Origin of the sequence: Thioclava sp. FR2 (assembly GCF_051200875.1) — a bacterium.
Classification (GTDB): Bacteria; Pseudomonadota; Alphaproteobacteria; order Rhodobacterales; family Rhodobacteraceae; genus Pseudotabrizicola.
In genome coordinates this window covers 25,997-48,978 of the sequence record NZ_CP195192.1, presented here as the reverse complement: position 1 = coordinate 48,978, position 22,982 = coordinate 25,997, and the positions used below count along the sequence as shown (strand labels likewise).

At 63.6% G+C, this 22,982-nt stretch carries 18 protein-coding genes; 13 read left to right on the top strand and 5 right to left on the bottom strand.

Annotated features, from left to right (window positions below; genetic code table 11):
- Window positions 1-14 precede the first annotated feature (14 nt).
- Window positions 15-1,220, top strand: a complete 1,206-nt coding sequence (locus tag ACSBLW_RS19515; RefSeq protein ID WP_435260165.1) for an NnrS family protein — start codon at window positions 15-17, stop codon at window positions 1,218-1,220.
- Window positions 1,221-1,231: 11 nt separating this feature from the next.
- Window positions 1,232-1,897, top strand: a complete 666-nt coding sequence (locus ACSBLW_RS19510; protein ID WP_435260164.1) for an NnrU family protein — start codon at window positions 1,232-1,234, stop codon at window positions 1,895-1,897.
- Between the two features lie 3 nt (window positions 1,898-1,900).
- On the opposite strand, the gene ACSBLW_RS19505 is transcribed toward ACSBLW_RS19510, so the two are convergent.
- Both ACSBLW_RS19505 and ACSBLW_RS19500 read right to left on the bottom strand, forming a co-directional pair.
- On the bottom strand, window positions 1,901-2,212 hold the full coding sequence (locus tag ACSBLW_RS19505; protein WP_123644112.1) for a carboxymuconolactone decarboxylase family protein: 312 nt from the start codon (window positions 2,210-2,212) through the stop codon (window positions 1,901-1,903).
- 11 nt (window positions 2,213-2,223) lie between these two features.
- Window positions 2,224-2,922, bottom strand: a complete 699-nt coding sequence (locus ACSBLW_RS19500) for a cyclic nucleotide-binding domain-containing protein (protein WP_123644113.1) — start codon at window positions 2,920-2,922, stop codon at window positions 2,224-2,226.
- A 256-nt stretch (window positions 2,923-3,178) separates the two neighbouring features.
- Between ACSBLW_RS19500 and ACSBLW_RS19495 the strand changes: the two genes are divergently transcribed.
- The 10 genes from ACSBLW_RS19495 (at window position 3,179) to ACSBLW_RS19450 (ending at window position 16,577) form a co-directional block, all read left to right on the top strand.
- The gene (locus tag ACSBLW_RS19495) at window positions 3,179-5,902 is read left to right on the top strand and encodes a nitrate/nitrite transporter (protein WP_435260239.1); all 2,724 of its coding nucleotides are present in this window, start codon (window positions 3,179-3,181) and stop codon (window positions 5,900-5,902) included.
- 64 nt (window positions 5,903-5,966) lie between these two features.
- Window positions 5,967-9,725 (top strand): nitrate reductase subunit alpha, encoded by a 3,759-nt coding sequence (locus ACSBLW_RS19490; protein WP_435260238.1) that lies wholly within the window; start codon window positions 5,967-5,969, stop codon window positions 9,723-9,725.
- A complete protein-coding gene (gene narH, locus ACSBLW_RS19485) occupies window positions 9,722-11,248 on the top strand; it encodes a nitrate reductase subunit beta (RefSeq protein WP_435260237.1) in 1,527 nt (508 codons plus the stop codon). Before ACSBLW_RS19490 ends, narH begins: the two co-directional genes overlap by 4 nt.
- 2 nt (window positions 11,249-11,250) lie before the next feature.
- Window positions 11,251-11,970, top strand: a complete 720-nt coding sequence (gene narJ, locus ACSBLW_RS19480; RefSeq protein WP_212538434.1) for a nitrate reductase molybdenum cofactor assembly chaperone — start codon at window positions 11,251-11,253, stop codon at window positions 11,968-11,970.
- Window position 11,971: 1 nt separating this feature from the next.
- The gene (gene narI, locus ACSBLW_RS19475; protein ID WP_212538435.1) at window positions 11,972-12,757 is read left to right on the top strand and encodes a respiratory nitrate reductase subunit gamma; all 786 of its coding nucleotides are present in this window, start codon (window positions 11,972-11,974) and stop codon (window positions 12,755-12,757) included.
- Between the two features lie 5 nt (window positions 12,758-12,762).
- The gene (locus ACSBLW_RS19470; RefSeq protein WP_109565323.1) at window positions 12,763-13,557 is read left to right on the top strand and encodes a peptidylprolyl isomerase; all 795 of its coding nucleotides are present in this window, start codon (window positions 12,763-12,765) and stop codon (window positions 13,555-13,557) included.
- Window positions 13,558-13,577: 20 nt separating this feature from the next.
- Window positions 13,578-14,147: a hemerythrin domain-containing protein gene (locus ACSBLW_RS19465; protein ID WP_109565324.1), complete on the top strand. Its 570-nt coding sequence runs from the start codon at window positions 13,578-13,580 to the stop codon at window positions 14,145-14,147.
- Window positions 14,137-14,769, top strand: coding sequence for a carbonic anhydrase (locus ACSBLW_RS19460; RefSeq protein ID WP_109565325.1), 633 nt, complete (start codon window positions 14,137-14,139; stop codon window positions 14,767-14,769). The genes ACSBLW_RS19465 and ACSBLW_RS19460 overlap by 11 nt, the downstream gene beginning before the upstream one ends.
- Complete coding sequence (locus tag ACSBLW_RS19455) at window positions 14,766-16,043, top strand: molybdopterin molybdotransferase MoeA (protein ID WP_435260236.1); 1,278 nt, start codon at window positions 14,766-14,768, stop codon at window positions 16,041-16,043. Before ACSBLW_RS19460 ends, ACSBLW_RS19455 begins: the two co-directional genes overlap by 4 nt.
- A gap of 12 nt (window positions 16,044-16,055) precedes the next feature.
- Window positions 16,056-16,577: a DUF2478 domain-containing protein gene (locus ACSBLW_RS19450; RefSeq protein ID WP_435260235.1), complete on the top strand. Its 522-nt coding sequence runs from the start codon at window positions 16,056-16,058 to the stop codon at window positions 16,575-16,577.
- 295 nt (window positions 16,578-16,872) lie between these two features.
- Here the strand turns inward: ACSBLW_RS19450 and ACSBLW_RS19445 are convergent, their stop codons facing one another.
- Genes ACSBLW_RS19445 through mobC form a run of 3 tightly spaced genes read right to left on the bottom strand, consistent with a single transcriptional unit; the run spans window position 16,873 to window position 21,770 of the window.
- Window positions 16,873-18,855 carry a type IV secretory system conjugative DNA transfer family protein gene (locus tag ACSBLW_RS19445; RefSeq protein WP_435260234.1) on the bottom strand — a complete coding sequence of 661 codons (1,983 nt, stop codon included), beginning with the start codon at window positions 18,853-18,855 and terminating at the stop codon, window positions 16,873-16,875.
- A complete protein-coding gene (locus tag ACSBLW_RS19440; protein ID WP_435260233.1) occupies window positions 18,848-21,196 on the bottom strand; it encodes a relaxase/mobilization nuclease domain-containing protein in 2,349 nt (782 codons plus the stop codon). The genes ACSBLW_RS19445 and ACSBLW_RS19440 overlap by 8 nt, the downstream gene beginning before the upstream one ends.
- Window positions 21,183-21,770 (bottom strand): plasmid mobilization relaxosome protein MobC, encoded by a 588-nt coding sequence (gene mobC, locus ACSBLW_RS19435; protein ID WP_435260232.1) that lies wholly within the window; start codon window positions 21,768-21,770, stop codon window positions 21,183-21,185. The genes ACSBLW_RS19440 and mobC overlap by 14 nt, the downstream gene beginning before the upstream one ends.
- Window positions 21,771-22,260: 490 nt before the next feature.
- Here mobC and ACSBLW_RS19430 point away from each other — a divergent pair, with 490 nt between their 5' ends.
- Entirely contained in the window at window positions 22,261-22,980 is a 720-nt protein-coding gene (locus ACSBLW_RS19430) for a ParA family protein (protein ID WP_435260231.1), read from the top strand.
- Window positions 22,981-22,982: the final 2 nt, after the last annotated feature.

Sequence of the window (22,982 nt, the reverse complement as noted above, 5' to 3'; positions counted from 1 at the left end):
AAGGGACGCCACAAATGACCTCGACCGCCGAACAGATGCGCGCCTGGACCGGACCCGCGATCCTCACCTTCGGGTTCCGCCCGTTCTTCTTCACCGCGACGGTCTGGGCCGCGCTGGCGATGGCACTCTGGGTGCCGATGCTGTCGGGGCACCTGATGGTGCCCACCGCTTTCGATCCCGTGTCCTGGCACGCCCATGAGTTTCTCTTCGGGTATCTCGGTGCTGTAATCGCGGGGTTTCTGCTGACCGCGGTCCCCAACTGGACCGGGCGCTTGCCGATCGTCGGCTGGCGGCTCGGGATGCTCGCGGGCTTGTGGCTGATGGGCCGCGTGGCGGTCGCGATCTCGGGAAGCGTCCCTGCCGTGCTGGTCGCCTTGGCAGACCTTGCCTTTCAGGCTGTCTTTGCCCTTCTGATCGCGCGCGAGATCGCGGCGGGCAAGAACTGGCGCAACCTGATCGTGCTGGCGATGCTGGGGGTCTTCATCCTCGGCAACGCGCTGTTCCACTGGGAGGCGGCAAAGGGCGATTACGCGGCCCAGGGCTACGGCCTGCGGCTGGGTCTTGGCGCGGGCATCATGATGATCGCCGTGATCGGCGGGCGGATCGTGCCCTCCTTCACCCGCAACTGGCTTGTCAAACGGCGCAGCACAGCCTTGCCCGTCCCGCCGATGCAGCCCTTCGACAAGGTGGCGCTGGCGGCTCTTCTGGTGGCGCTTGGGCTGTGGGTCGTGCTGCCTCTCGGGACGCCGACCGGGCTGGCCCTTGTGCTGGCAGGCGTGTTGCATGCCCTGCGCCTGGCCCGCTGGGCCGGACACCGGACCTTTGCTGAACCGCTGGTGACGGTGCTGCATGCCGGCTACGCCTTCGTCCCACTGGGGGCTCTGGCATTGGCTGTGGAAATTCTTGCTCCGGGGTCGTTCGGAATGGCAGGCGCGCAACATTTCTGGATGGCTGGCGCAATCGGGCTGATGACGCTTGCCGTGATGACACGCGCCACGCTGGGTCATACAGGGCAGAACCTCACCGCCGGCGCGGGGACGGTTATAATCTACCTAGCCCTGATCCTGTCCGTCTTCGCGCGGGTCGCTGGCGGCGTCTGGCCCGAAGTCTCCGGCACGCTGACTACGGCGGCAGGTCTGTTGTGGATCGTGGCCTACGGCGGTTTTGCCATCGTCTACGGCAAGCTCTTGCTGCGCCTGCCCGCGGCCAGACGGGCCTGAGGCGCGCGCTCATGGGATGGCTGGAGTTCGTCGCCGCCTATGCGGTGTTTTTCGCGTCGCATTCCCTTCCGGTGCGCCCCTCTGTTCGGCCCTGGCTTGAGGCACGGCTTGGGTCGTCCGGATTCACATTGGCCTATTCCGCTCTGTCGCTCGTCGTTCTGGCTTGGTTGATCGGTGCGGCAGGCCGCGCGCCGCATTTGGCCGTTTGGGACTGGGCGCCATGGCAGGTCCATGTCCCACTGACGGTCATGGGGCCTGTCTGCCTGATCCTTGCGCTCTCCATCGGCCGGCCCAACCCTTTCTCGTTCGGGGGTGCACGCAACGACCAGTTCGACCCTGCACTGCCCGGCATCATTCGCTTGTCGCGTCATCCGCTGCTTCTGGCGTTGGCGCTTTGGGCGGCGGCCCATGTCGTGCCAAACGGAGATCTGGCACATGTGATCCTGTTCGGCACCTTCGCTGCCTTCGCGCTTCTGGGAGGCCGACTGATCGACCGGCGCAAGCGCCGCGAAATGGGGCCAGAGTGGCAACGGAGGCGTGATCGCGTGGCGGACGCACCGCTCCTCTCGGCGTCCCAGTCGGGAGGCACTCTCCTGCGGGTTGCGGCAGGCGTTGCGCTTTACGGGGCGCTGCTCTGGGCGCATCCATTGCTTTTTGGGGTCAGCCCGCTTCCCTGAACGTCAATCCTTGATGTCTTCGATCCAGGTCTTTGCGGCGACGGCACGAGGCAGGCCAAGCGGGCCGATGGCCAGCATCGCTACCTGCATGATCGCCTCAGCCTCAATGCCCTCCGATCTGGCACGCCGGGTGTGGGAATGGACCGCGCCTTCGGATCCGGCGCCAATCGCGAGTGCGAGTTTGACAAGGCGCTTTTCGCGGTCCTTCAGCGGGCCGCATTCGGCTGTAGCCTTGCCCAAGGCAGCATAGGCCTTCCAGACATCGGGGTGTTCCTCGGCGAGATCTCCGGCGGCGCCGGGCATGGATTTGGTCATCTGTCAGTCCCTCAAGTTGAAAAGTCATCAATCAGTGGATTTGGTCTCGCAAAGCGCTCAAGATCCGCCTGACTGTCGATGGTGATGCGAGTGCCGGTCACGGTCACCCCGTAGGGCTGCAGGCCTTTGAAGGCGCGGCTGAGATTTTCAGGTGTCATGCCCAGCACAGAGGCCAGGCGCCGCTTCTCGAAGTCCAACTCGAACGCAGCCCCACCGCCGGCGTGCCTTTGTTGCCTGAGCAGGTAATTCGCGAGCCGCTCGAGCGACGTTCTGAGTTTCAGGTCTTTTTGCGCCTTGATGACCGAGCGATAGCACTGCGCCAGTTCAGTGACGATCGCACGGGCAAAGTTGCCGTCGGCGTCGAAGATCGCGCGAACGTCCTGGCTGGGGATCAGCGCGATCCGGCTTTTCTCCAACGTGCGGGCCGACATCAGGTAGGGCGCATCCTTAATGGTCGCCGCTAGAATGAAGGTCGAGATCGGGCGGACGGTCGCCATGCTGGTCTCTCGGCCATTCCAGGTCGAAAACAGATCGACCGAGCCCGAAACGACTATATGAAGAAAATCGCTCGGTTCTCCTTCAGTGATCAATTCGATCTGTGCAGGAAAATTCTGCACATAGGCGCCCCGCATCAAGGATGTGAAATTATCATCCGCCATATGTGCAAAGAGATCGAGCTTTCGAATTTCCCGGTATTCGGAATCGGGCACGTCGTTCTCCCTCCCACATCGCGCGCTTAACAATTTTCACCAAATCAATTGATATATGTCAACCGGTCGGTTGACCTTCGCGACCGCAGCCTTGATCTGCGACCGCGCACCGGATGACATATTTCTGTAAGCAATTTATTTCGTTATCCTTTTCCAGGTTTTGTGATCTAGATCAAGTCACGAGCGTCGCCGTCGCGTCAGGTCTGGCAGTGATCCCCTCACAGGGGTGAACCGCTATTCTTGCCGGAGACCCGCCATGCAGACCGTAGCCACAGCCTCACGCGCCGATCAGACACGCGCCCTGAGCTTGAGCACGATCGCCTTCACCGCCTGTTTCGCGGTCTGGACGATCTTTTCCATCATCGGTGTCGCCATCAAGGCCGAGCTTGGCCTGAACGACACCCAGTTCGGCCTGCTGGTCGCCACCCCGATCCTGACCGGATCGGTCACCCGCCTGTTTCTCGGCGTCTGGACCGAAAAATACGGCGGGCGGCTGGTGTTCTCGAGCCAGATGATCCTGACGGCGCTGGCCACATGGGCGCTAACGCTCGCAGACAGCTACATCATGTATCTGATCGCGGCCCTTGGCATCGGCCTCGCGGGCGGATCGTTCATCATCGGCGTGGCCTATGTCAGCCGCTGGTATGACGCCGGCCACCAAGGGACCGCGCTGGGTATCTTTGGCGCGGGCAACGTCGGCGCCGCGGTCACCAAGTTCGTCGCTCCCTTCGTCATGGTCGCCTATGGCTGGCACGGTGTGGCCTATGCCTGGGCCGCGGGGCTCGCCATCATCGGCGTACTGTTCTTCCTGTTGGCAAAGGACGACCCCGAGCTGGTCGAGCGGCGCAAGACAGGGGCGAAGGCACCGTCGCTGGCGCAGCAATTCGCGCCGCTGAAGAACCTGCAGGTCTGGCGCTTCTCGCTCTACTACTTCTTCGTCTTTGGTGCCTTCGTCGCGCTGGCGCTTTGGATGCCGCACTACCTGATCGACGTCTACGGAATCGACGTGCGCTTCGCGGGCATGGCGGCGGCGTCGTTCAGTCTGTCGGCTTCGCTCTTTCGCGCATACGGCGGCCATCTCAGCGACAAGTTCGGCGCGCGCCGGGTCATGTACTGGACCTTCGGCTTTTCGCTGCTGTTCCTGTTCATGCTGAGCTACCCGCCCACGGACTACGTCATCCAAGGCAAGGAAGGCGCCATCGCCTTCTCGACACAAATGGGTCTTTGGCCCTTCATCGTCACGCTCTTCGCTCTGGGCTTCTTCATGAGCCTCGGCAAGGCGGCGGTCTTCAAGCACATCCCGGTCTACTACCCCAAACATGTGGGTGCCGTCGGCGGGCTTGTCGGCATGATCGGGGGCCTTGGTGGTTTCGTTCTGCCGATCGCCTTCGGCGCACTCCTCGATCTCACGGGCATCTACACGTCATGCTTTGCGCTGCTCTTCGGACTGGTCGCTATCGCACTGACCTGGATGCATCTGTCGATCCGCGCGATGGAGCGCGCCGCGCATGGCGAAGTGCTCGACCAACTGCCGCAGCTGCCCGAGATGCAGGACATTCACCACCCCGAACGCACCGCCATGCCGCGCGTGCTGGAGGATTGGCGGCCGGAGGACCAGCAATTCTGGGCCGAAAAGGGCCGTGCCGTTGCACGCCGCAACCTGTGGATCTCGATCCCTGCGCTGCTTCTGGCCTTCTCGGTCTGGATGGTCTGGTCGGTCGTCGTCGCCCGTCTGCCCGCCATCGGGTTCGACTTCACCCCAGGCCAGCTGTTCTGGCTGGCGGCCTTGCCGGGCTTGTCGGGCGCGACGCTGCGGATCTTCTACAGCTTCATGGTCCCGATCTTCGGCGGGCGGCTCTGGACGACGCTGTCGACTGCCTCGCTGCTGCTGCCCGCCATGGGCATCGGATACGCGGTGCAGAACCCCGAGACGCCTTACCTGATCTTCCTCGTCCTGGCCCTTCTGTGCGGGTTTGGCGGCGGCAACTTCGCTTCTTCGATGGCCAATATCGGATACTTCTTCCCGAAGGCCGAAAAGGGCAACGCGCTGGCGCTGAACGCCGGGCTTGGGAACCTTGGCGTGTCGGTCATGCAGTTCCTTGTGCCCATCGTCATCACGGCGGGTGTCTTTGGGGCCATCGGCGGTGAGCCCGTGACCCTGTCGGACGGCGGGCAACTGTGGATGCAGAACGCCGGCTTCGTCTGGGTGCCCTTCATCCTCGCGGCAACTGTCGCGGCCTGGCTGGGCATGAACGACATCGCCGATGCACGCGCCAGCTTTGCCAACCAGGCGGTTATCTTCAGCCGCAAACAGAACTGGCTGATGTGCATCCTCTATACCGGCACCTTCGGCAGCTTCATCGGCTATTCCGCGGGCTTTCCGTTGCTGACCAAGCTGGCTTTCCCGGAAGTCAACGCTCTGAACTACGTCTTCCTCGGGCCACTTGTGGGGGCGCTGAGCCGCGCAGCCACCGGCTGGATCTCGGACAAGTTCGGCGGCGGTCGTGTGACTTTCTGGACTTTCGCGGCGATGATCGCGGCCACCTTCGGCGTGATTTCCTTCCTTGGGTTGGGTTCCTTCGTCGGCTTCTTCGCCTGCTTCATGGCGCTGTTCTTCCTGACCGGTGTCGGCAACGCCTCCACCTTCCAGATGATCCCGGTGATCATGGGCCGCGAAATTCCGCGCTTGATGCCGCACTTGGGTGCTGAAGAGCGCAAGCGGCAGATCGCGATGGAGTCCGGCGCGATCGTGGCCTTCACCTCGGCCATCGCGGCTTACGGCGCCTTCTTCATCCCCAAGGCTTACGGAACGTCAATCGCTATGACCGGGTCTGCCGTTGGGGCGCTGTGGGGTTTCCTGATCTTCTATGTGATCTGCGTCGTCATCACGTGGGTGGTCTACACGCGCCCCGGCGGCCTTCTCCACGACATCGAACATGGCCGCACGCCGCAGGGCACCGCAGCCCAGCCCGCTGAATGATCCAGTTGATTTCCCGGGCGGCGGAGCTCGCCGCCCGGGCTCAGACACCCGAAAGGACAGCCCAATGAGCCATCTGCTCGACAAACTGAATTTCTTCCAGAGCAAGGAACTGGAGCAATTCTCCGACGGTTGGGGTCAGACCACCCGCGAGGATCGCAGCTGGGAAGACACCTACAGAAACCGCTGGCGGCACGACAAGATCGTCCGCTCGACGCACGGGGTGAACTGCACCGGGTCGTGTTCGTGGAAGATCTACGTCAAGTCCGGCATCGTCACCTGGGAGACGCAGCAGACGGATTATCCGCGCACCCGCGCGGGGCTGCCTAATCATGAACCGCGCGGGTGTGCGCGGGGTGCCTCCTACAGCTGGTATCTCTATTCCGCGAACCGGGTGAAGAACCCCCTCATCCGCGGCAGCCTGATGCGTGCCTGGCGGAAGATGCGCGAGACCATGACGCCGGTGGCCGCCTGGGCCGCGATCCAGAACGATCCTATTCTGCGCGCCAGCTACACCAAGACGCGTGGCAAGGGCGGGTTCGTGCGAGCAAGCTGGGACGAGGCGACCGAGATCGTCGCCGCTGCCAACGCCTATACCGCGAAAACCTACGGGCCCGACCGAGTGTTCGGCTTCTCGCCCATCCCGGCGATGTCGATGGTGAGCTATGCCGCCGGCTCGCGCTACCTGTCGCTTCTCGGCGGCACCTGCATGTCGTTCTACGACTGGTACTGCGACTTGCCGCCAGCTTCCCCCCAGACCTGGGGCGAACAGACCGACGTGCCGGAATCGGCCGACTGGTACAACGCGGGCTTCCTGATGCTCTGGGGCTCGAACGTGCCGCAGACGCGCACGCCGGACGCGCATTTCTACACCGAGGTCCGCTATCGCGGCACCAAGTCGGCCGTGGTCAGCCCGGACTATTCGGAAGCCGCCAAGTTCGGCGACATCTGGCTGAACCCGCAGGCGGGCACCGACGCGGCGCTGGCAATGGCGATGGGTCACGTGATCCTGCGCGAATTCCACCTCGACCGGCAGGCCGAGTATTTCGAGGAGTATGCCCGCAAGTACACGGACATGCCGATGCTCGTTCGGCTCGATGAAAAGGACGGGCATCATGTCCCTGGCCGGATGCTGCGCGCCGACGACTTCGACGGCAAGCTTGGCGAGGCCAACAACCCCGACTGGAAGACCGTCGCTTATGACGAGGCGTCGGGTCAGATCGTGGCGCCCAACGGGTCCATCGGGTTCCGCTGGGGCGAAGAGGGAAGATGGAACCTCGAAGAGAAAGCGAAGGGCGCCGAAAGCAAGCTGCGCCTCAGCCAGATTATGGATGGTGATCACGATGAGGTCGTAGGCGTCGACTTCCCTTATTTCGGCGGTGCTGCCACGGGCGACTTCGTGAAATGCGATCACCCCGAAGTGTTGACCCGGAACATTCCAGCGCGCCGTGTGAAACTTGCCGACGGGTCCGAGGCGCTGGTTGCCACCGTTTTCGACCTCTTCTGCGCCAACTACGGTCTCGACCGGGGTCTTGGCGGTGACTGGGTGTCCAAGGATTTCAACGACGACAGCCCCTACACCCCCGCCTGGGCCGAAAAGATCACCGGCGTTGAGAGGGAGAAGATCATCGCGGTCGCCCGCGAATTCGCAGGCAACGCCGAAAAGACCCATGGCAAGTCCATGGTCATCCTCGGCGCTGGTCTGAACCACTGGTATCACATGGACATGAACTACCGCGGCATCATCAACATGCTGGTGATGTGCGGCTGCATCGGCCAGGAGGGCGGCGGCTGGTCGCACTATGTCGGCCAGGAGAAGCTGCGCCCGCAGACGGGCTGGCAGCCGCTGGCCTTCGCGCTCGACTGGAACCGCCCGCCTCGACACATGAACTCGACGTCTTGCTGGTACGCCCACACGGACCAGTGGCGCTACGAGACGCTGCGCGCAGGCGAGATCCTGTCGCCAACGGCGCCCGAGGGCGACTGGGACATCTCCCTGATCGACTATAACATCCGGGCCGAGCGCATGGGCTGGCTGCCCTCCGCCCCGCAGCTCAAGACCAATCCTCTGGAAGTCTCGAAAGCCGCAAAGAAGGCCGGGAAGGAGATCAAGGACTACGTCGCCGAACAGCTGAAAGCCGGTGATCTGGAAATGTCGTGTCAGGATCCGGACGCCCCGGAAAACTGGCCGCGCAATCTGTTCGTCTGGCGCTCGAACCTGCTGGGGTCGTCCGGCAAGGGACACGAGTACTTCCTCAAGCACCTCCTGGGCACCGACCATGGGGTGATGGGCAAGGACCTGGGCGAGGAAGGCGGCGTGATGCCGAAGGAGGCCCGCTGGCACGACGAAGCGCCGAAGGGCAAGCTCGACCTGCTGGTGTGCATCGACTTCCGCATGTCTACGACGGCGGTCTATTCTGACATCGTCCTGCCCACGGCCAGCTGGTACGAGAAGGACGACCTCAACACCTCGGACATGCACCCCTTCATCCATCCGCTGCAGGCTGCGGTGGACCCGGCCTACGAGAGCAAGTCCGACTGGGAGATCTTCAAGTCCATCGCCCGGAAATTCTCCGAAGTCGCGCCCGAGGTTCTGGGTGTCGAGACCGACATCGTCCAGCTTCCTCTCCTGCACGATACCGCCGCCGAACTGGCGCAGGCGCATGTGAAGGACTGGAAGAAGGGCGAATGCGACCTGATCCCCGGCAAGACAGCGCCGAACTACATCGCCGTCGAGCGGGACTATCCGAACCTCTACAAGAAGTTCACCTCGGTCGGTCCGCTCCTTGAAAAGCTTGGCAACGGTGGCAAGGGGATCACCTGGGACACCAAGACCGAGGTCAAGCACCTGCGCGATCTGAATGGCGTGGTCCAGGATGAGGGCGTCTCGAAAGGCCAGGCGAAGCTCGAAACCGCCATCGACGCGGCCGAGATGATCCTGATGCTGGCCCCCGAAACCAACGGCGAGGTGGCCGTGAAGGCTTGGGAAGAACTGGAGAAACCCACCGGCCGACATCACGCCCACCTCGCGGAAGGCGCGCATCACACCAAGATCCGCTTCCGCGACATCGCCGCGCAACCGCGCAAGATCATCTCCAGCCCCACATGGTCGGGCATCGAAAGCGAGGAGGTCTGCTACAACGCGGGCTACACCAACGTGCACGAGCTGATCCCGTGGCGCACCCTGACGGGCCGCCAGCAGCTCTACCAAGATCACGAATGGATGCGTGCCTTTGGCGAAGGCTTTGTCAGCTATCGCCCGCCGGTGGACCTCAAGACCATCACGGCCGCCGTCAACAACGACGCGGCCGAGGGTAGCCCGCACGTGGTGCTGAACTTCATCACGCCCCACCAGAAATGGGGCATCCACTCCACTTATACCGACAACCTGCTGATGCTGACGCTGAACAGGGGCGGACCGGTGGTCTGGATGTCCGAGGTGGACGCGGCAAAGGCGGGCCTTGTCGATAACGACTGGGTCGAGGCTTACAACATCAACGGCGCGCTAACGGCTCGGGTTGTGGTGTCCCAACGCATCAAGCAGGGCACGCTGTTCATGTATCATGCGCAGGAAAAGATCGTGAATACGCCTGGGTCCGAGAAGACCGGCAACCGCGGCGGCATCCACAACTCGGTCACCCGCGCAACGCTGAAACCCACGCACATGATCGGCGGCTACGCGCAGCTGTCCTACGGCTTCAACTATTACGGCACCGTGGGCAGCAACCGTGACGAGTTCGTGATCGTGCGGAAAATGAAGAAGATCGACTGGCTCGACAAACCCGCAAGCCGGTCCGCAACCCCGAAAGTGGAGGCAGCGGAATGAGAGTTCGTGCACAAATCGGAAAGGTCCTGAACCTCGACAAATGCATCGGGTGTCACACCTGCTCGGTCACCTGCAAGAACGTGTGGACGACGCGCGAAGGTGTCGAATACGCATGGTTCAACAACGTCGAGACCAAGCCCGGCACCGGCTATCCGACCGATTGGGAGAACCAGAAACGCTGGAACGGCGGTTGGGCACGGTCGGCCAGCGGCAAGCTGCATCCCAAGCAGGGGTCGAAATGGCGGATCCTGGCGAACATCTTCGCTAACCCGTCGATGCCGGAAATCGACGACTACTACGAGCCGTTCGATTTCGACTATGACCACCTGAAATCGGCACCCGACATGAACGCCTTTCCCACTGCACGCCCCCGGTCCAAGCTCACCGGCGAGCGGATGGAGAAGATCGAGAAGGGGCCGAACTGGGAGGAAATTCTGGGCGGTGAGTTCTCGAAGCGGTCTCAGGACTACAACTTCGACCAAGTGCAGAAGGACATCTATGGAGAGTATGAAAATACCTTCATGATGTATCTGCCTCGGCTCTGCGAGCACTGCCTCAACCCGACCTGCTCGGCGTCCTGTCCCTCGGGTGCCATCTATAAGCGCGAGGAGGACGGCATCGTCCTGATCGACCAGGAGAAGTGCCGTGGCTGGCGGATGTGCATCTCGGGCTGCCCATACAAGAAGGTCTATTACAACTGGGATACCGGCAAGTCCGAGAAATGCACCTTCTGCTATCCGCGCATTGAATCCGGCCAGCCCACGGTCTGTTCGGAAACCTGCGTCGGGCGCATTCGCTATCTGGGCGTGATCCTTTATGACGCAGACAAGATCGAAGCTGCGGCCAGCGCCGAGCGCGAGACCGATCTCTACGGCGCGCAGCTCGACGTGTTCCTCGACCCGAACGACCCCGAGGTGATCGCCGCGGCGCGCCGCGACGGCGTGCCCGAGGACTGGATCGAGGCGGCGAAGGTCAGCCCGGTCTGGAAGATGGCGATGGATTGGAAGGTCGCCTTCCCGCTGCACCCGGAATACCGGACGCTGCCGATGGTGTGGTACATCCCGCCGCTCAGCCCGATCCAGAACGCCGCTCAGGCGGGACAGATCGCGATGAGCGACCAGATGCCCGACGTGCGGTCGCTGCGGATCCCCGTGAAGTACCTCGCCAACATGCTGACGGCGGGTGACGAGGAACCCATCGTTCACGCCCTCGAACGCATGTCCGCGATGAGGCTCTACATGCGGGCGCTCAGCGTGGACGGCGTGCGGGACGAGGCGATCGCCGCCCGGGTCGGCATGTCCGGCCGGGTGATCGAGGACATGTACAAGATCATGGCCATCGCCGACTACGAGGATCGTTTCGCGATCCCCACGGCGCACCGCGAACAGAACGAACATGGAGCCGACATACGGGGCGGCTGCGGCTTTACCGACGGCAACGGCTGTTCCACCGGTGAGGCCGGCAAGACCACTTTGTTCGGCGGCAAGAAAAAGAAATTCGCCCTTCCGCAGGAGACCTTCTGATGATGGACCGCACACTCAAGGCCCTGTCGCTGATCCTGAGCTATCCCTCGCGGGAGCTTCAGGAGGCCATGCCCGAAATCGGGGGCGTCATCGCAGCCGAACCCCGCATCGCCGCCGACACACGAGCTGCGCTGCGCAGGTTGGCCGACGGCTTCGCAAAGGCCGACCTATACGACCTGCAGGAAAGCTATGTGATGCTCTTCGACCGGTCGCGGACGCTGTCGCTCAATCTCTTCGAGCATGTTCACGGCGAAAGCCGTGACAGGGGCGGCGCCATGGTCAGCCTGATCGAGACCTATCGGGCGGGCGGGTTCGAACCCGCCACCTCGGAACTGCCGGACCACCTGCCGGTGTTGCTGGAATTCCTGTCGACGCGTCCCTTCGCAGAAGTGCAGGAAACTCTGGCGGACGCGGCGCATATCCTTGATGCTCTCGCGGCCCGGCTTGTCCGGCGCGACAGCGGGTATGCTGCCGCGTTCGCCGCTCTTTCCCAGCTCGCCGACATGCAGGCCGACGCCGAAGCCGTGGCCGACATGCTGTCTCAGCCCGATGATGACCCGACCGACCTCGCGGCGCTCGATGCCGTTTGGGAGGAAACCGAGGTTACGTTCGGCCCCGATCCGAACGCAGGTTGCCCGCAAGTCCGCGACATGCTCGCGGCGATGGACAAACCTGGGTTCAATCCTACCCCCGCCCCGCAACCATTGAACAGGAGCGCATGACATGTTTGGCGACTTCGACATCAACTTCGTCATCTTCGGGGTCATGCCCTATGTCGCGCTGACGATCTTCCTCGTGGGATCGATCGTGCGTTACGAGCGGGACCCCTTCACCTGGAAGAGTTCCTCGAGCCAACTTCTGCGCCGAAAGCAGCTGATCTGGGGGTCGATCCTGTTCCATGTCGGCATCCTGACCGTGTTCTTCGGTCACCTCGTCGGCCTCTTCACGCCGGTCTGGGTGCTGGATGCCATCGGTATTCCCTATGCGCTCAAGCAATGGATGGCAGTTCTGATCGGCGGCCCGGCTGGCATCGCCGCCCTGATCGGATCGACCATGCTGATCCATCGCCGCCTGGTCGATCCACGCATCCGCGTGACATCGACCTTCCCCGACATCCTGATCATGGTCCTGATCTGGCTGCAGCTGGCCATCGGCCTGCTGACGATCACCCAGACGCTGCAGCACATGGACGGGTCGGAAATGGTCCGCTTCATGACCTGGTCGCAGAGCGTGGTCAGCTGGAACATCAACGCCTGGGTCACCGTCGTCGACGTGCACTGGCTCTACAAGCTGCACATCTTCCTCGGGCTGATCATCACGGCGCTGTTTCCGTTCACGCGGCTCGTCCACATCTGGTCCGGTTTCGCCGCGCCGTTCCGCTACCTGCTGACGCGGCCCGGCTACCAGATCGTGCGGTCGCGCCGGCACCGTCCTCTGGAAGAACGCCGCCGCGCCTATGACAAGGTGCAAGCCAAGCGCGGTCCTACCGCCACGACGCCCGCGGAGTGAGCCAGATGAACGTGGCCCTGTTTCCCGATGTCGTCGTGAACGGCGAAACCATCCCCTCGGCGGCAATCGCCGCCGAGGCCCAGAACCACAGCGCCCCCAAGGACAAGCCGGGGATCGCCTGGCGCAAGGCGGCGCAGGCGCTGGCAATCCGTGCACTGCTCTTGCAGGAGGCGAAGCGGCGCGGGTTGACGCCCGACCCACTCGAGTTGGCGCCGGGGCGGTTCGAGACGGACGACGAAGCCCTGATCCGCGCCCTGCTGGACGAGGCGCTGGTGATCGCGCCCGTCAGCGAAGGGGCCGTGCGCGCGGAATGGGAGAAAGACCCCGCCCGATATCGTTCGGCACCGCTCTGGGATGTCTCGCACATCCTGTGCGCCTGCGATCCGCGCGACGAAGCCGAGTGCGCCGCGGCCAAGGCACGGGCCGTTGTCCTGCTGACGCGACTCGACGGCGATGCCAAGGGATTTGCCGCGGCCGCGCGCGATAGCGATTGCGGTTCGAAAGCCTCTGGCGGCCATCTGGGTCAGCTTGGCCCCGGCGACACCGTGCCGGAGTTCGAGGCAGCCCTGCGCTCCCTGAACGAAGGGGCGGTGACCCCGGCGCCCGTGTTGTCGCGGCACGGCTGGCACATCATCCGACTGAATGCCACGGCGCCGGGGCAGGTGCTGCCCTACGACACCGTTCGCCCGAAGATCGCGCAGGCGTTGGAAAAGGCTGCCTGGGCGCACGCCTCGCGCGCCTTCGTGGAGAGCCTCGGTCAAGAGGCGCAGATCTCTGGCGCAAGCCTGACGCCGATCTGAACCACGCGAAAGGACGTGTGATGAAACCGTCAGAGACAGTGACGCGCGGAAGTGGCGACAAACCGACGAGTCCGAGCCTGCTCGCAAATCCTCTGGACTTCATCAGCGAAGACCACCTGCGTGAACGTCAGATTTGCGCAGTTATCGACGCGCTGGCAACGGCGGACGCTTTCAATCGCCAAAAAGCGACAACGGTGCTGCGCTTTGTGAACGAGGAACTGAACGTCCACCTGCGCGACGAGGCTGAGGACCTGTTCCCGCTTCTTGCCCGGCGCTGCACAGAAGAGGATGCGATTGAGGGTGCGATCGACCGGATCAGGGCCGATCAGGATGAGGCGATGCGTCTGCTGCCCGAAGTGCGTGCGATGCTCGCCGGTTGCCTTGATAAGGGGGCCGATCTGTCCGCCAAGGAGCGCGGGGTGTTGTCCAGGTTTGCAGGGCACGTGCGGCGCCACCTCGTTGCCGAAAACGCGATCCTCTTGCCGATTGCCCGCGCCCGGCTGACTCGGGCCGATCTGCGGATCCTGTCCAAACACATGCGTTCAAGACGCGGGCTGCCAGATTTCCCGGAGACGACCGATGCTGAATGACCTTCTGGAGCGTAACGTGGCGTGGTCGAAACAACGCCACGACGAGGAGCCTGACTATTTCACCCGACTTGCCGCCCTTCAGGCGCCCGAGTTCTTCTGGATCGGCTGTTCGGACAGCCGGGTACCGGCCAACGTGGTCGCGGGGCTCGATCCGGGCGAGGTGTTCGTCCATCGCAACGTTGCCAACATAGTTCATTCCTCGGACATGAACTTGCTCTCGGCGCTGGAGTTCGCGGTCGATGCGTTGCATGTGCGCGAGATCATCGTGTGCGGCCACTATGGCTGCGGCGGGGTCAAGGCCGCGACCGAGGATCTGCCACACGGTCTGGCCGATCACTGGCTCGAGCCGATCCGGCGCCTGGCCCGCGCATATGCGGTCGATCTAGGGCGCGAAACCGACCTCGAAGCACAACGCGACCGGCTGGCCGAACTCAATGTGGTCGAGGGCGTGCGGCGCGTCTGCGAGACGCCGATCCTTCAGAGGGCATGGCGCCGCGGAGCCGATGTCCGCGTGCACGGCCTGATTTACGGGCTCAAGGACGGGCGCCTGCGCGACCTCGATTGCAGCATCGGGCCCGGGCATTTCCAGCCTACCAATTCCGCCGAGGAGGCAGCACAATGACCATCCATCAAGCCATCGCGTCACCGGGCTGCGGCTGTGACAGTCAGGACATGCTTCACTCGCTGATCAGCATCGACGAGGCACTGGCCCGGATTGCAGGGCATGTAGCACCGGTCGGCCGGACCGAGGCCCTGTCGCTCGACCACGCCTTTGGCAGCATTCTCGCTCAGCCGGTCCGGTCCCGAGCCATGGTACCGGCTTTCGATAATGCGGCGATGGATGGCTATGCGATCGCGACATCGGCCCTCACTGGCGCCGGACCCTGGGTGCTGCCAGTCGTTGCGCGCGTGCCTGCCGGGCAGGCGGTGACGACACCGGTCGCAGGGGCCGTGGCGGCCCGAATCTTTACTGGCGCGCCAGTCCCGTTGGGCGCGGACTCGGTCGTCATGCAGGAGGACGTCCTGCGTGACGGGGACGCTATTCATCTGTCGCGCAGACCTGAACCGGGTTTGAACGTCCGCCGCGCGGGTAGTGACATGGCCAAGGGTGCGACCGTTCTGGACAAGGGCCGCAGGCTCGGACCAAGGGAGATCGCCGCCTGTGCCGCCGCCGGCGCGGGCATCCTGCGTGTTCGGCGCAGGCTGCGCGTGGCACTGCTTGTCACCGGCGACGAGGTACGCCGCGCCGGGGGCGCGCGCGAGGAAGCCCAGATCTGGGACGTGAACACACCGATGCTGACGGCAGGCCTTGCAGCTGCGGATGTGGACGTCGTTGCCTCGGCTCGTGGTGCCGACAACCTTGCCGGTCTTGTCCGTCAATTGGGCGACATGGCGGCGCAAGCCGATCTTGTCGTCACCACGGGCGGTATCTCGGTGGGCGAAGAAGATCATGTGAAGCCGGCCGTCATGGCATTGGGTGGCGAAACCCTGTTCAGCGGCGTCGCGATCAAACCGGGCAAGCCGGTGTCGGTCGGGCGCATTGGCAAGGCGCACTGGCTTGGATTGCCCGGCAACCCGGTATCGGCCTTCGTCACATGGCAGGTCTTCGGACTGGCGCTGATCCGTGCCCTGAGCGGCGAGGGACCCGCCCCGACCCGAAGGCATGTCGTGACCGCAGGCCCAATCCGCCGCAAGCCTGGGCGCTGCGAACTCCGACCCGCCACGCTGGCCGGTTTCGATGGCCATGGTCGCGAGATCGTCTCCTTCGAGGATGCCACACATTCGGCCCGTGTCGGGCTGCTCTCTCCAGCGGACGGGCTGATGTTTCTGCCCGCCGACGTCGAATCCCTGCCAGCCGGTGCGCTGGTCGAATTCCAACCTTTCTGCCAATCCTGAAGGAGCCCGGACATGAAACTCGCCTACACGATGGCGCCAGGACGCGGCGATACGGATCTGGTGCTTGAACGGCTGGCAGCGGACCTCGCAGCCCGGGGCCTCAAATGCTGCGGCACCGTCCAGATCAACAGCGAGCGCGCCGATGCCGGCCCCTGCGACATGGATGTGCGGGTGCTGCCCGATGGTCCCGTTCTGCGCATCAGCCAGGACCTCGGGTCGCAGGCGCGAGGGTGCCGCCTCGACCCGGCCGCGCTGGAAACGGCGGTCGGGCTGGTCAAGGTGAGCCTGTCGTCCGGCGCGGACCTGCTGATCGTCAACAAGTTCGGAAAGCACGAGGCGGAGGGGCGGGGGTTCCGCGACGTGATCGCCGAGGCGGTTGCGATGGAGATCCCGGTACTGGTCGGACTCAATACGCTCAACCGACCTGCCTTCGAAAGTTTCGCGGAAGGGCTGGCAATCCAGTTGCCATCCGAACCCGCAGCGCTGATGGCGTGGGTAAACGAGGTGACAGCGTCGGCGGACGAACTGGTCTGATTTCGGCCGATTGCCGGGATCTGCTTTTCCTCTTTCCGAGTTGAAGGTCGGGCGATCACTGAAAAAGAGCATGTACTGCCCGGTTTCGGAATTGGGCGGAGCGCACGCCATGCCAATTGGCACGAAAATATGCGACTAGGTCCACGCGGGCGTCAGGCTTGATCACCGGACCGGGATCATGGAGGATCGGACCGACTCCTTAGCAACATGAGGCGGGTAGGGAATACAGATGTGCGATCCGTGTGCGCATCTTCGAAAGCCGGGACGAGATCGTCCGCGCGGCAGCGGCCGTTAATTAACCATGTACTTCTATGATTGATCGTGTCGTCTGAACAGCTGCCGCCAAGACTGACCTGTCTGTCTCTTGGAGCCCCAATTCTGCGAGATTGATCGACAGCTGACCTGACCCTCCGCCTCCTGCAGCGGACCGCGCGGCCCTCCCGCGCGCCCGGCCTTTCAGCGCAGGCTTAGGATCGAGCGGCTCTCTCGAGGAAGGTTGTGGCGTTTTTGGCAATGCAGCAGTATCAGCCCCCTGCGCCCCTGCTGCCGCCCGCACTTCCTGCAGCTCCTGCTTAAGCTTCTCGACCGTCTCGCGAGTCTCGGACATCTGTCGGTCCCGCCGAAGGCCGTCCTCGTCCGGATATGGGAAGCTTCCCGATTGACCGGCGTGCAGTACCTTCAACACCGGGTCCTCGAAATACTTCACCCTTCTCGCCCGGATCGGCATTTGCGCGTCGATCACAAGGATGACTTCATCGAGGTCCATGCGCCGTGCCTCATCCTCGGTCAGGAGCGGCGTATCCTCGGTCCGTTCCGATACGCTGCGCCCTTCGAACGGATTGCGTCCAACAGCGCGGGAGCGGGTCACCACACGCTTGGTGGTCTTGCCGACGGCCTGGCTCAGTTCCTCGATGGTCTTCTGCTCGGATGGGGTGAGGTAGAGCTTCACGCCTGCGCCGCCCTGAAGCGACCTGCGGGTGTTCTCACCATAGATCTCGTCCAGCGCGGGGATCGTCTGGGTCACTATGGCGAGGTTTCCGCCGAAGGAGCGCAGAGTCTTGATGCTCTCGGCGACGATCGGCATCTTCCCCAGTCGGTCGAACTCGTCGAGCATGATCATCACGGGCCACGGCTCGTCATCGCCGGGTTCCTGCGCCTGCAGCGAGGCAATCAGGTCCGAAAAGAAGAGGCGGATCAGCGGGGCAAGTGGGCGGATCATCTCTGACTCGACCACAAGATAGATCGCATGCGGGCGGCGGCGGATATCCCGGAACGAGAAATCAGATGTCGCGGTGGCCGCGTCGATCGCGCGGTTGTCCCAGGTGTCGAGACCCGATGTCATGAGAAGCGAGAGGTAGGAGGTCAGGGTGTCATTGTTGGTCGAAGCCATGCGCTCAAAGATCAGCTTGGCCGAGGTGTTCTTCACCTCCTGCGAACGCTTCAAATATTCCTTCTGCTTGTCGCCCCCCGAGGCTGAGATGCGGTAAATCTCGCCGATGGTCGGCACGCCGCGCTCGAAGGCCAGAAGACCGGCCGCCACGAAGAGGTCGATGCCCCCGGCCAGAAGCCCGCTCAGCTTTTCGTTGTCGGTTTGCAGGAAGAGCTTGGCGGTGAGTTTTAGCTCCATTTGCTGCCGGTTGGGGTTGGTCATGGCCGCGATGCGCGCAAGCGGGTTGTAGCGATGCGTCGGTCGGTCCCAGTCGGTCGGCGCGAAGCGGAATACCTTGTCCCCCATGCTGGCGCGGAAGCGCGATGTCTCGCGGAAGTTCTCGCCTTTCACGTCGAGCACCACGGCCGAGCCCTTGTAGGTCAGCAGGTTCGGTATCACGAACCCCACGCCCTTGCCCCGGCCCGTGGGCGCCACGATCAGAGCGTGGGGGAAGGTTTTTGAGACAAGGAACGGGCGCCTGGAGTTCGGGGAGCCAAGCTTGCCCAGAAGGAAGCCGCCGCCGGGCTTGGCAAAGAAGCCGTTCCTCTTCATCTCGCTGCGGGTCTGCCAATGCGTCGTCCCGAAGCGAGTCAATGCATCCCCCAGAAGCGTGACGCTCAGCATCAGCGATGCTAGACCGAAGCCGCCAAGGATGAGGTTCACCCAGAGGAAGTCTTTCGGTGCAGACTGAGACAGACCCCGATATTCGCGGGCCAGCAGGGTGACGTCGAAACGTGTGGGCGAAAGCCCATAGCGGAACATGACAAAGCCGGTCGCCACGACATAACCCATGGCAAGGCCGACCAGCACGAGGCTCAACACACCGAGGGCAATCTTGCCTTTATCCATGGGTGATCCCCTTCTCGCCATCTGCCGCAGCGTGGCGTGCGCGCTGCGCCTCGATCTGCTCTTCGGCCAAAGCATCGAGAACGCGCTCCATGGCCGGGCCATGCGCGGTCACCTCGCTGCTCTGGAGATAGGTTTTGGCGAGTTCCAGCTGGCGCAGCGGATCCTCGGTGAACTTGTCGAGGACTTCTGCGTTTCCCGCCCTCAGCGCGTCGATTGTGTCGGGGCTTAGTCGCTCGTTTATTTGCCGGACGATGTCCTGCTGCTCTGCCTCGGAGGCCGGGGTCCCGACGTCGGCGCTTCGCACAAAGGCCATAACGGTTGGCGCTGTCTCTTCCAGATACCGACGCTCGGCGTAGTCCTGTCGCGCCTGGTGCTCGATCTCGAAACTGCGCTCGCTGATATAGGCACGCGACGCGCCGAGCGAACGAAGGTGATTGATTTCGTCCTGGACGGCCTGCCCGAACTCTTCATCCGGCATCTCCGTGCGATAGCGGGCGAGGGTGCGGAGCTCGTCGGTGATCGGACCGAGATGATCCGAAGGATCCCGCAAGGCGAGGTCCATGTCGCCGGCATGAAGCGCGCGGTCCTGCTCCGATACCGCATATTGCGGCGGCATTCGACTGTCAGTCATCTGTTCCCAAGCCATCGAGGCCAATTCGGCATGCTGCAGAGATCTCTGCGCATAGGCGTCGAACGCGGCGCGGGCCTCTTCAACCTCCACGGCGCCCGCCCGCCGGACGGACGGGTCGTCGGAGAACGGATGATCGAAATCCGTCCGGCGGAACTGCGCCACCAGCGCTCTGAACGCCTGCCGCTCCGATGGGGCAAAGATGTCGGACCCATCTTGCGCGAGATCACTCCCAGGTGTCGTCAACCGCTCACCAAGCGCTGGCTCAGCGTCGTCCACCTCGTCGATCTCGGTTAGCGCGCGAAGGACGCGTACGTCGGTCAGGACATCGCCCAGCCGAACATGCACGGCTTCCAGCCTGTCGAGTGCGTCTTCCCTCTCCGCAGGTCTCTCCAGATCGAGTCCCCCTTCCTTTGCAATCGCCTGAAGATCCTGTGCCAGCCACTGGCGTTCCAATGCGGCATTGCCTGCCCCTTCCCGCAGGCGCGCGGCCACAGCCTCGGCTTCAATGCCCGTGCCTTGCAGGGCCGCAACCAGCTTCGGGGGCACGTCCTCATCAGCCAGCCGAGCGAGGTGATCTTCACCTATGTTCGGCCTTGCATAGATACCGTCCCGGGACGGGGCATCGACCAGGGCGGCAGAGCGATCCCCGAGCGGGTTCAAATGCGCGACCGAGGCCAGTACGTCGGTCAGCTTGCGCTCGATCACCGGCCTCTCGGCCGCCGGCGCCCTGTCGATTGCCGCCTCGATCTGGCGAATGTTCTGAGAAAACTCTGTGATCAGCGTGTCGAACGCTGCTTCGTCTTGGGACATGTAGATGGCTCCGTCAGATTGAATCTGACCGCCGCTGGCAAGGATGGTGCTGGCCTTCTCGAGCGCCTCGGCCACGTCTTCGAAATTCGAGCGTGACGCCTCTGCCGCGAGCCCGCGGTAGATCAACGCGTTGTGCCTGACGGTTTCCAGCGCGGCCGCCAGGTCAGCGCCGGTTCTCTGGCGCTCAACAGGGGGACGGCCCTCGTCGCGGGCCTTGTAGATTTCATCGATCTCGGCGCGGTAGGTCGTGACGCCTCGGTCCAGACGGCGCGTCGCCTCAAGGCGGATCCCATGGACTTGGGCTGCCTCGACCATCGCCTCGCGGAAGGCGTCGTAGTTGAAGTGATGATCCTTCCCGAGAAAGAACATTTCGCCATCCTTGCTGCGGCGGTTCAGAACGATATGCGCATGTGGATGCGCGCGATCTTGGTGTATTGCAGCAATATAGTCGAATTGCGACCCCTCACCTTGAAAGAACCTCTCGCAGACCGCCTGGGTGATATCGCGCACCTCCTTGCCGCTGGTTCCAACCGGGAATGCCATCAGCAGATGCGACGTATGGCCAAGCTTGGGGCTGTAGCGCTCGTTCCACTGGTTCTCGAACCGCCGCGCCACTCGGTTGATCTCGGCTTCCGAGAGCTGCTTCTTCCCGTCATGGGTGCCGCGACTGTCGAGGATATGGGTCGACTTCGTCGTGAGATATGTGAGCTGCGCCCGTAGCTGCGCCCCGGTGTGGCAGCCCCCTTTCGAGATAGCCTTGAAGATCGCTGGCGAATAGCCGCGCGCGGCCCGAACCATCTGCGCGCCCCTGGAAAGCCCCTGCCAGGATCCCGAAACCCGGCTCCAGCCGCGGTCAAAGAGCGCCGGGTCGATGCCCCGGACCCGGTCACTCGGCGCCATTCTCATCCCTCCCGGCGAGGCCCGCCAGGGCAGAGCTGATCTCAAGGTCCAGCTGGCTGCGCCGCGCACGCGACATCTCCTGGACCTGGTCGGCCAGATCGAAGACCAGACCCGCAAGCGCGCGGACGTCACGGTGACTTGAGGCCGGGTAGGACAGTCTCTCGCCCCGCACCTTGGCTTCGTTCAGACGTCGTGCGATCTGGTTCACGTTGTTGCCGACCCGGTTGAGCGCGGCACCGAGGCTGCGCAGCTCGTCGCACATCTCGTCGTCGGGCAGGAAGACACTCTCGGCCGCCAGCATCAGGCGGCGCATGGCATCCGAGCGATGCGCGATCCCGCGCCGCGACAGGGCGGCATCGAACCGGCGCAGGTCTTCTTCCGAGACCCGGATCCCCACAACCCGCGAACGGCTGCCGTTCGCTGTCTGACGCTCACCCCAGTGGTTCACCACGTTGTAGATCGTCTTCAGGCTGACATCGTAGCGCGTGGCCAGAGACGCCGCAGGGACGCCGCTCCGGCGGTTCTGGGCGATGGTCGATCGCTCGATCTCTGACAGTCTGCGACGGCGGGGCATTTTGAAGTTAACGTTCCTATTTCTTGCCAACTTCGTACAAGCCCGCCGACTCCCAACGCAAGTGGAGTCGGTCATAAGGGCTTGTACTCAATGTAGAAAATCGCCCTGCAAGGGCGATTTGACGTCTTCTGCGGAGTGCATCCCGCGCGCTGCATTCTGCAGCCCGCGGGATGCGCTTCGCGCCCCGTCTTCCGCGTTCCGCGGCCCGTTTCCCGTCTTCTGCGTGCCGTCTTCTGCGCGATGCTTTCGGGCATCTGGCACCCGTCTTACGTCCAGTGCGCCGCGTCACACGCCGCCTGCGCTACGCACCCCGATGCACGGACCACGTCCCGTGTCGGGTGCGGCGTGCGACCCGCGCCCCGGAGGGTGCGCCACGCCGACTGCCCTATGTCTCGCGCGGTCCGCACAATGCTTGACGTCCACAATTGGTCGGGATACCGACGCGGCAATCGTTTTGTGACATTTCACCATTCTCGACGGAGATGCCCAGATGCCCAACGACAACCTCGTGGTGATCGCCGCGATGGCCCGGAAGGGGGGGAGTGGCAAGACCACGCTCTCCCGCGCCCTGATCAGCGCGGCCGTCGCCGCCGGGCGCCGGGTGATGCTCATCGATACCGACAGCACCGGCGTGCTGTCGTCCTGGCACGCGCGCGCCGAAGGGGCAGGGTATGGCTCACCGCAGCTGCGCTCGTCGGTGGCAGAAAGCGTCGGCGACGTCGACCGGATGATCGAACAGGTCTACCTGGACGGTTCGGCGGATTTCGTCTTCATCGACACCGCCGGGGTAGGGGCCGAATGGTCCGACGAGATCGCGGTGCTCGCCGATCACATCGTCACGCCGGTCATGCTCTCGACCTCGGATTTCGACGTCGGCGGACAGACAGTCGACTGGTTCCGGCAACTCGCCGCGCGCGTTGACGATGCCTCCGCGCTGCCCCGGCATCATGTTGTCCTGAACATGGTCGACCCGAAGACCACCAAGGCGGATGCGGCGCTGATCGAGAGTGCCATCGGGATGTTCCCGCTCATCGAGACCGTGATGCTGCGCCGGAACGCCTACAAGGAGATGGACGAGAAGGGGCTCTTGCATGCCATCGCGCTGCAGAAGCAGACCGACCCGAACCCGCTGGTGCGCCCCCATGTCCGCCACATGGTCGAGGCGCTGGAGGAAGCGACCGACATCTTCAACAACGTCCTCGCGGCCTGACG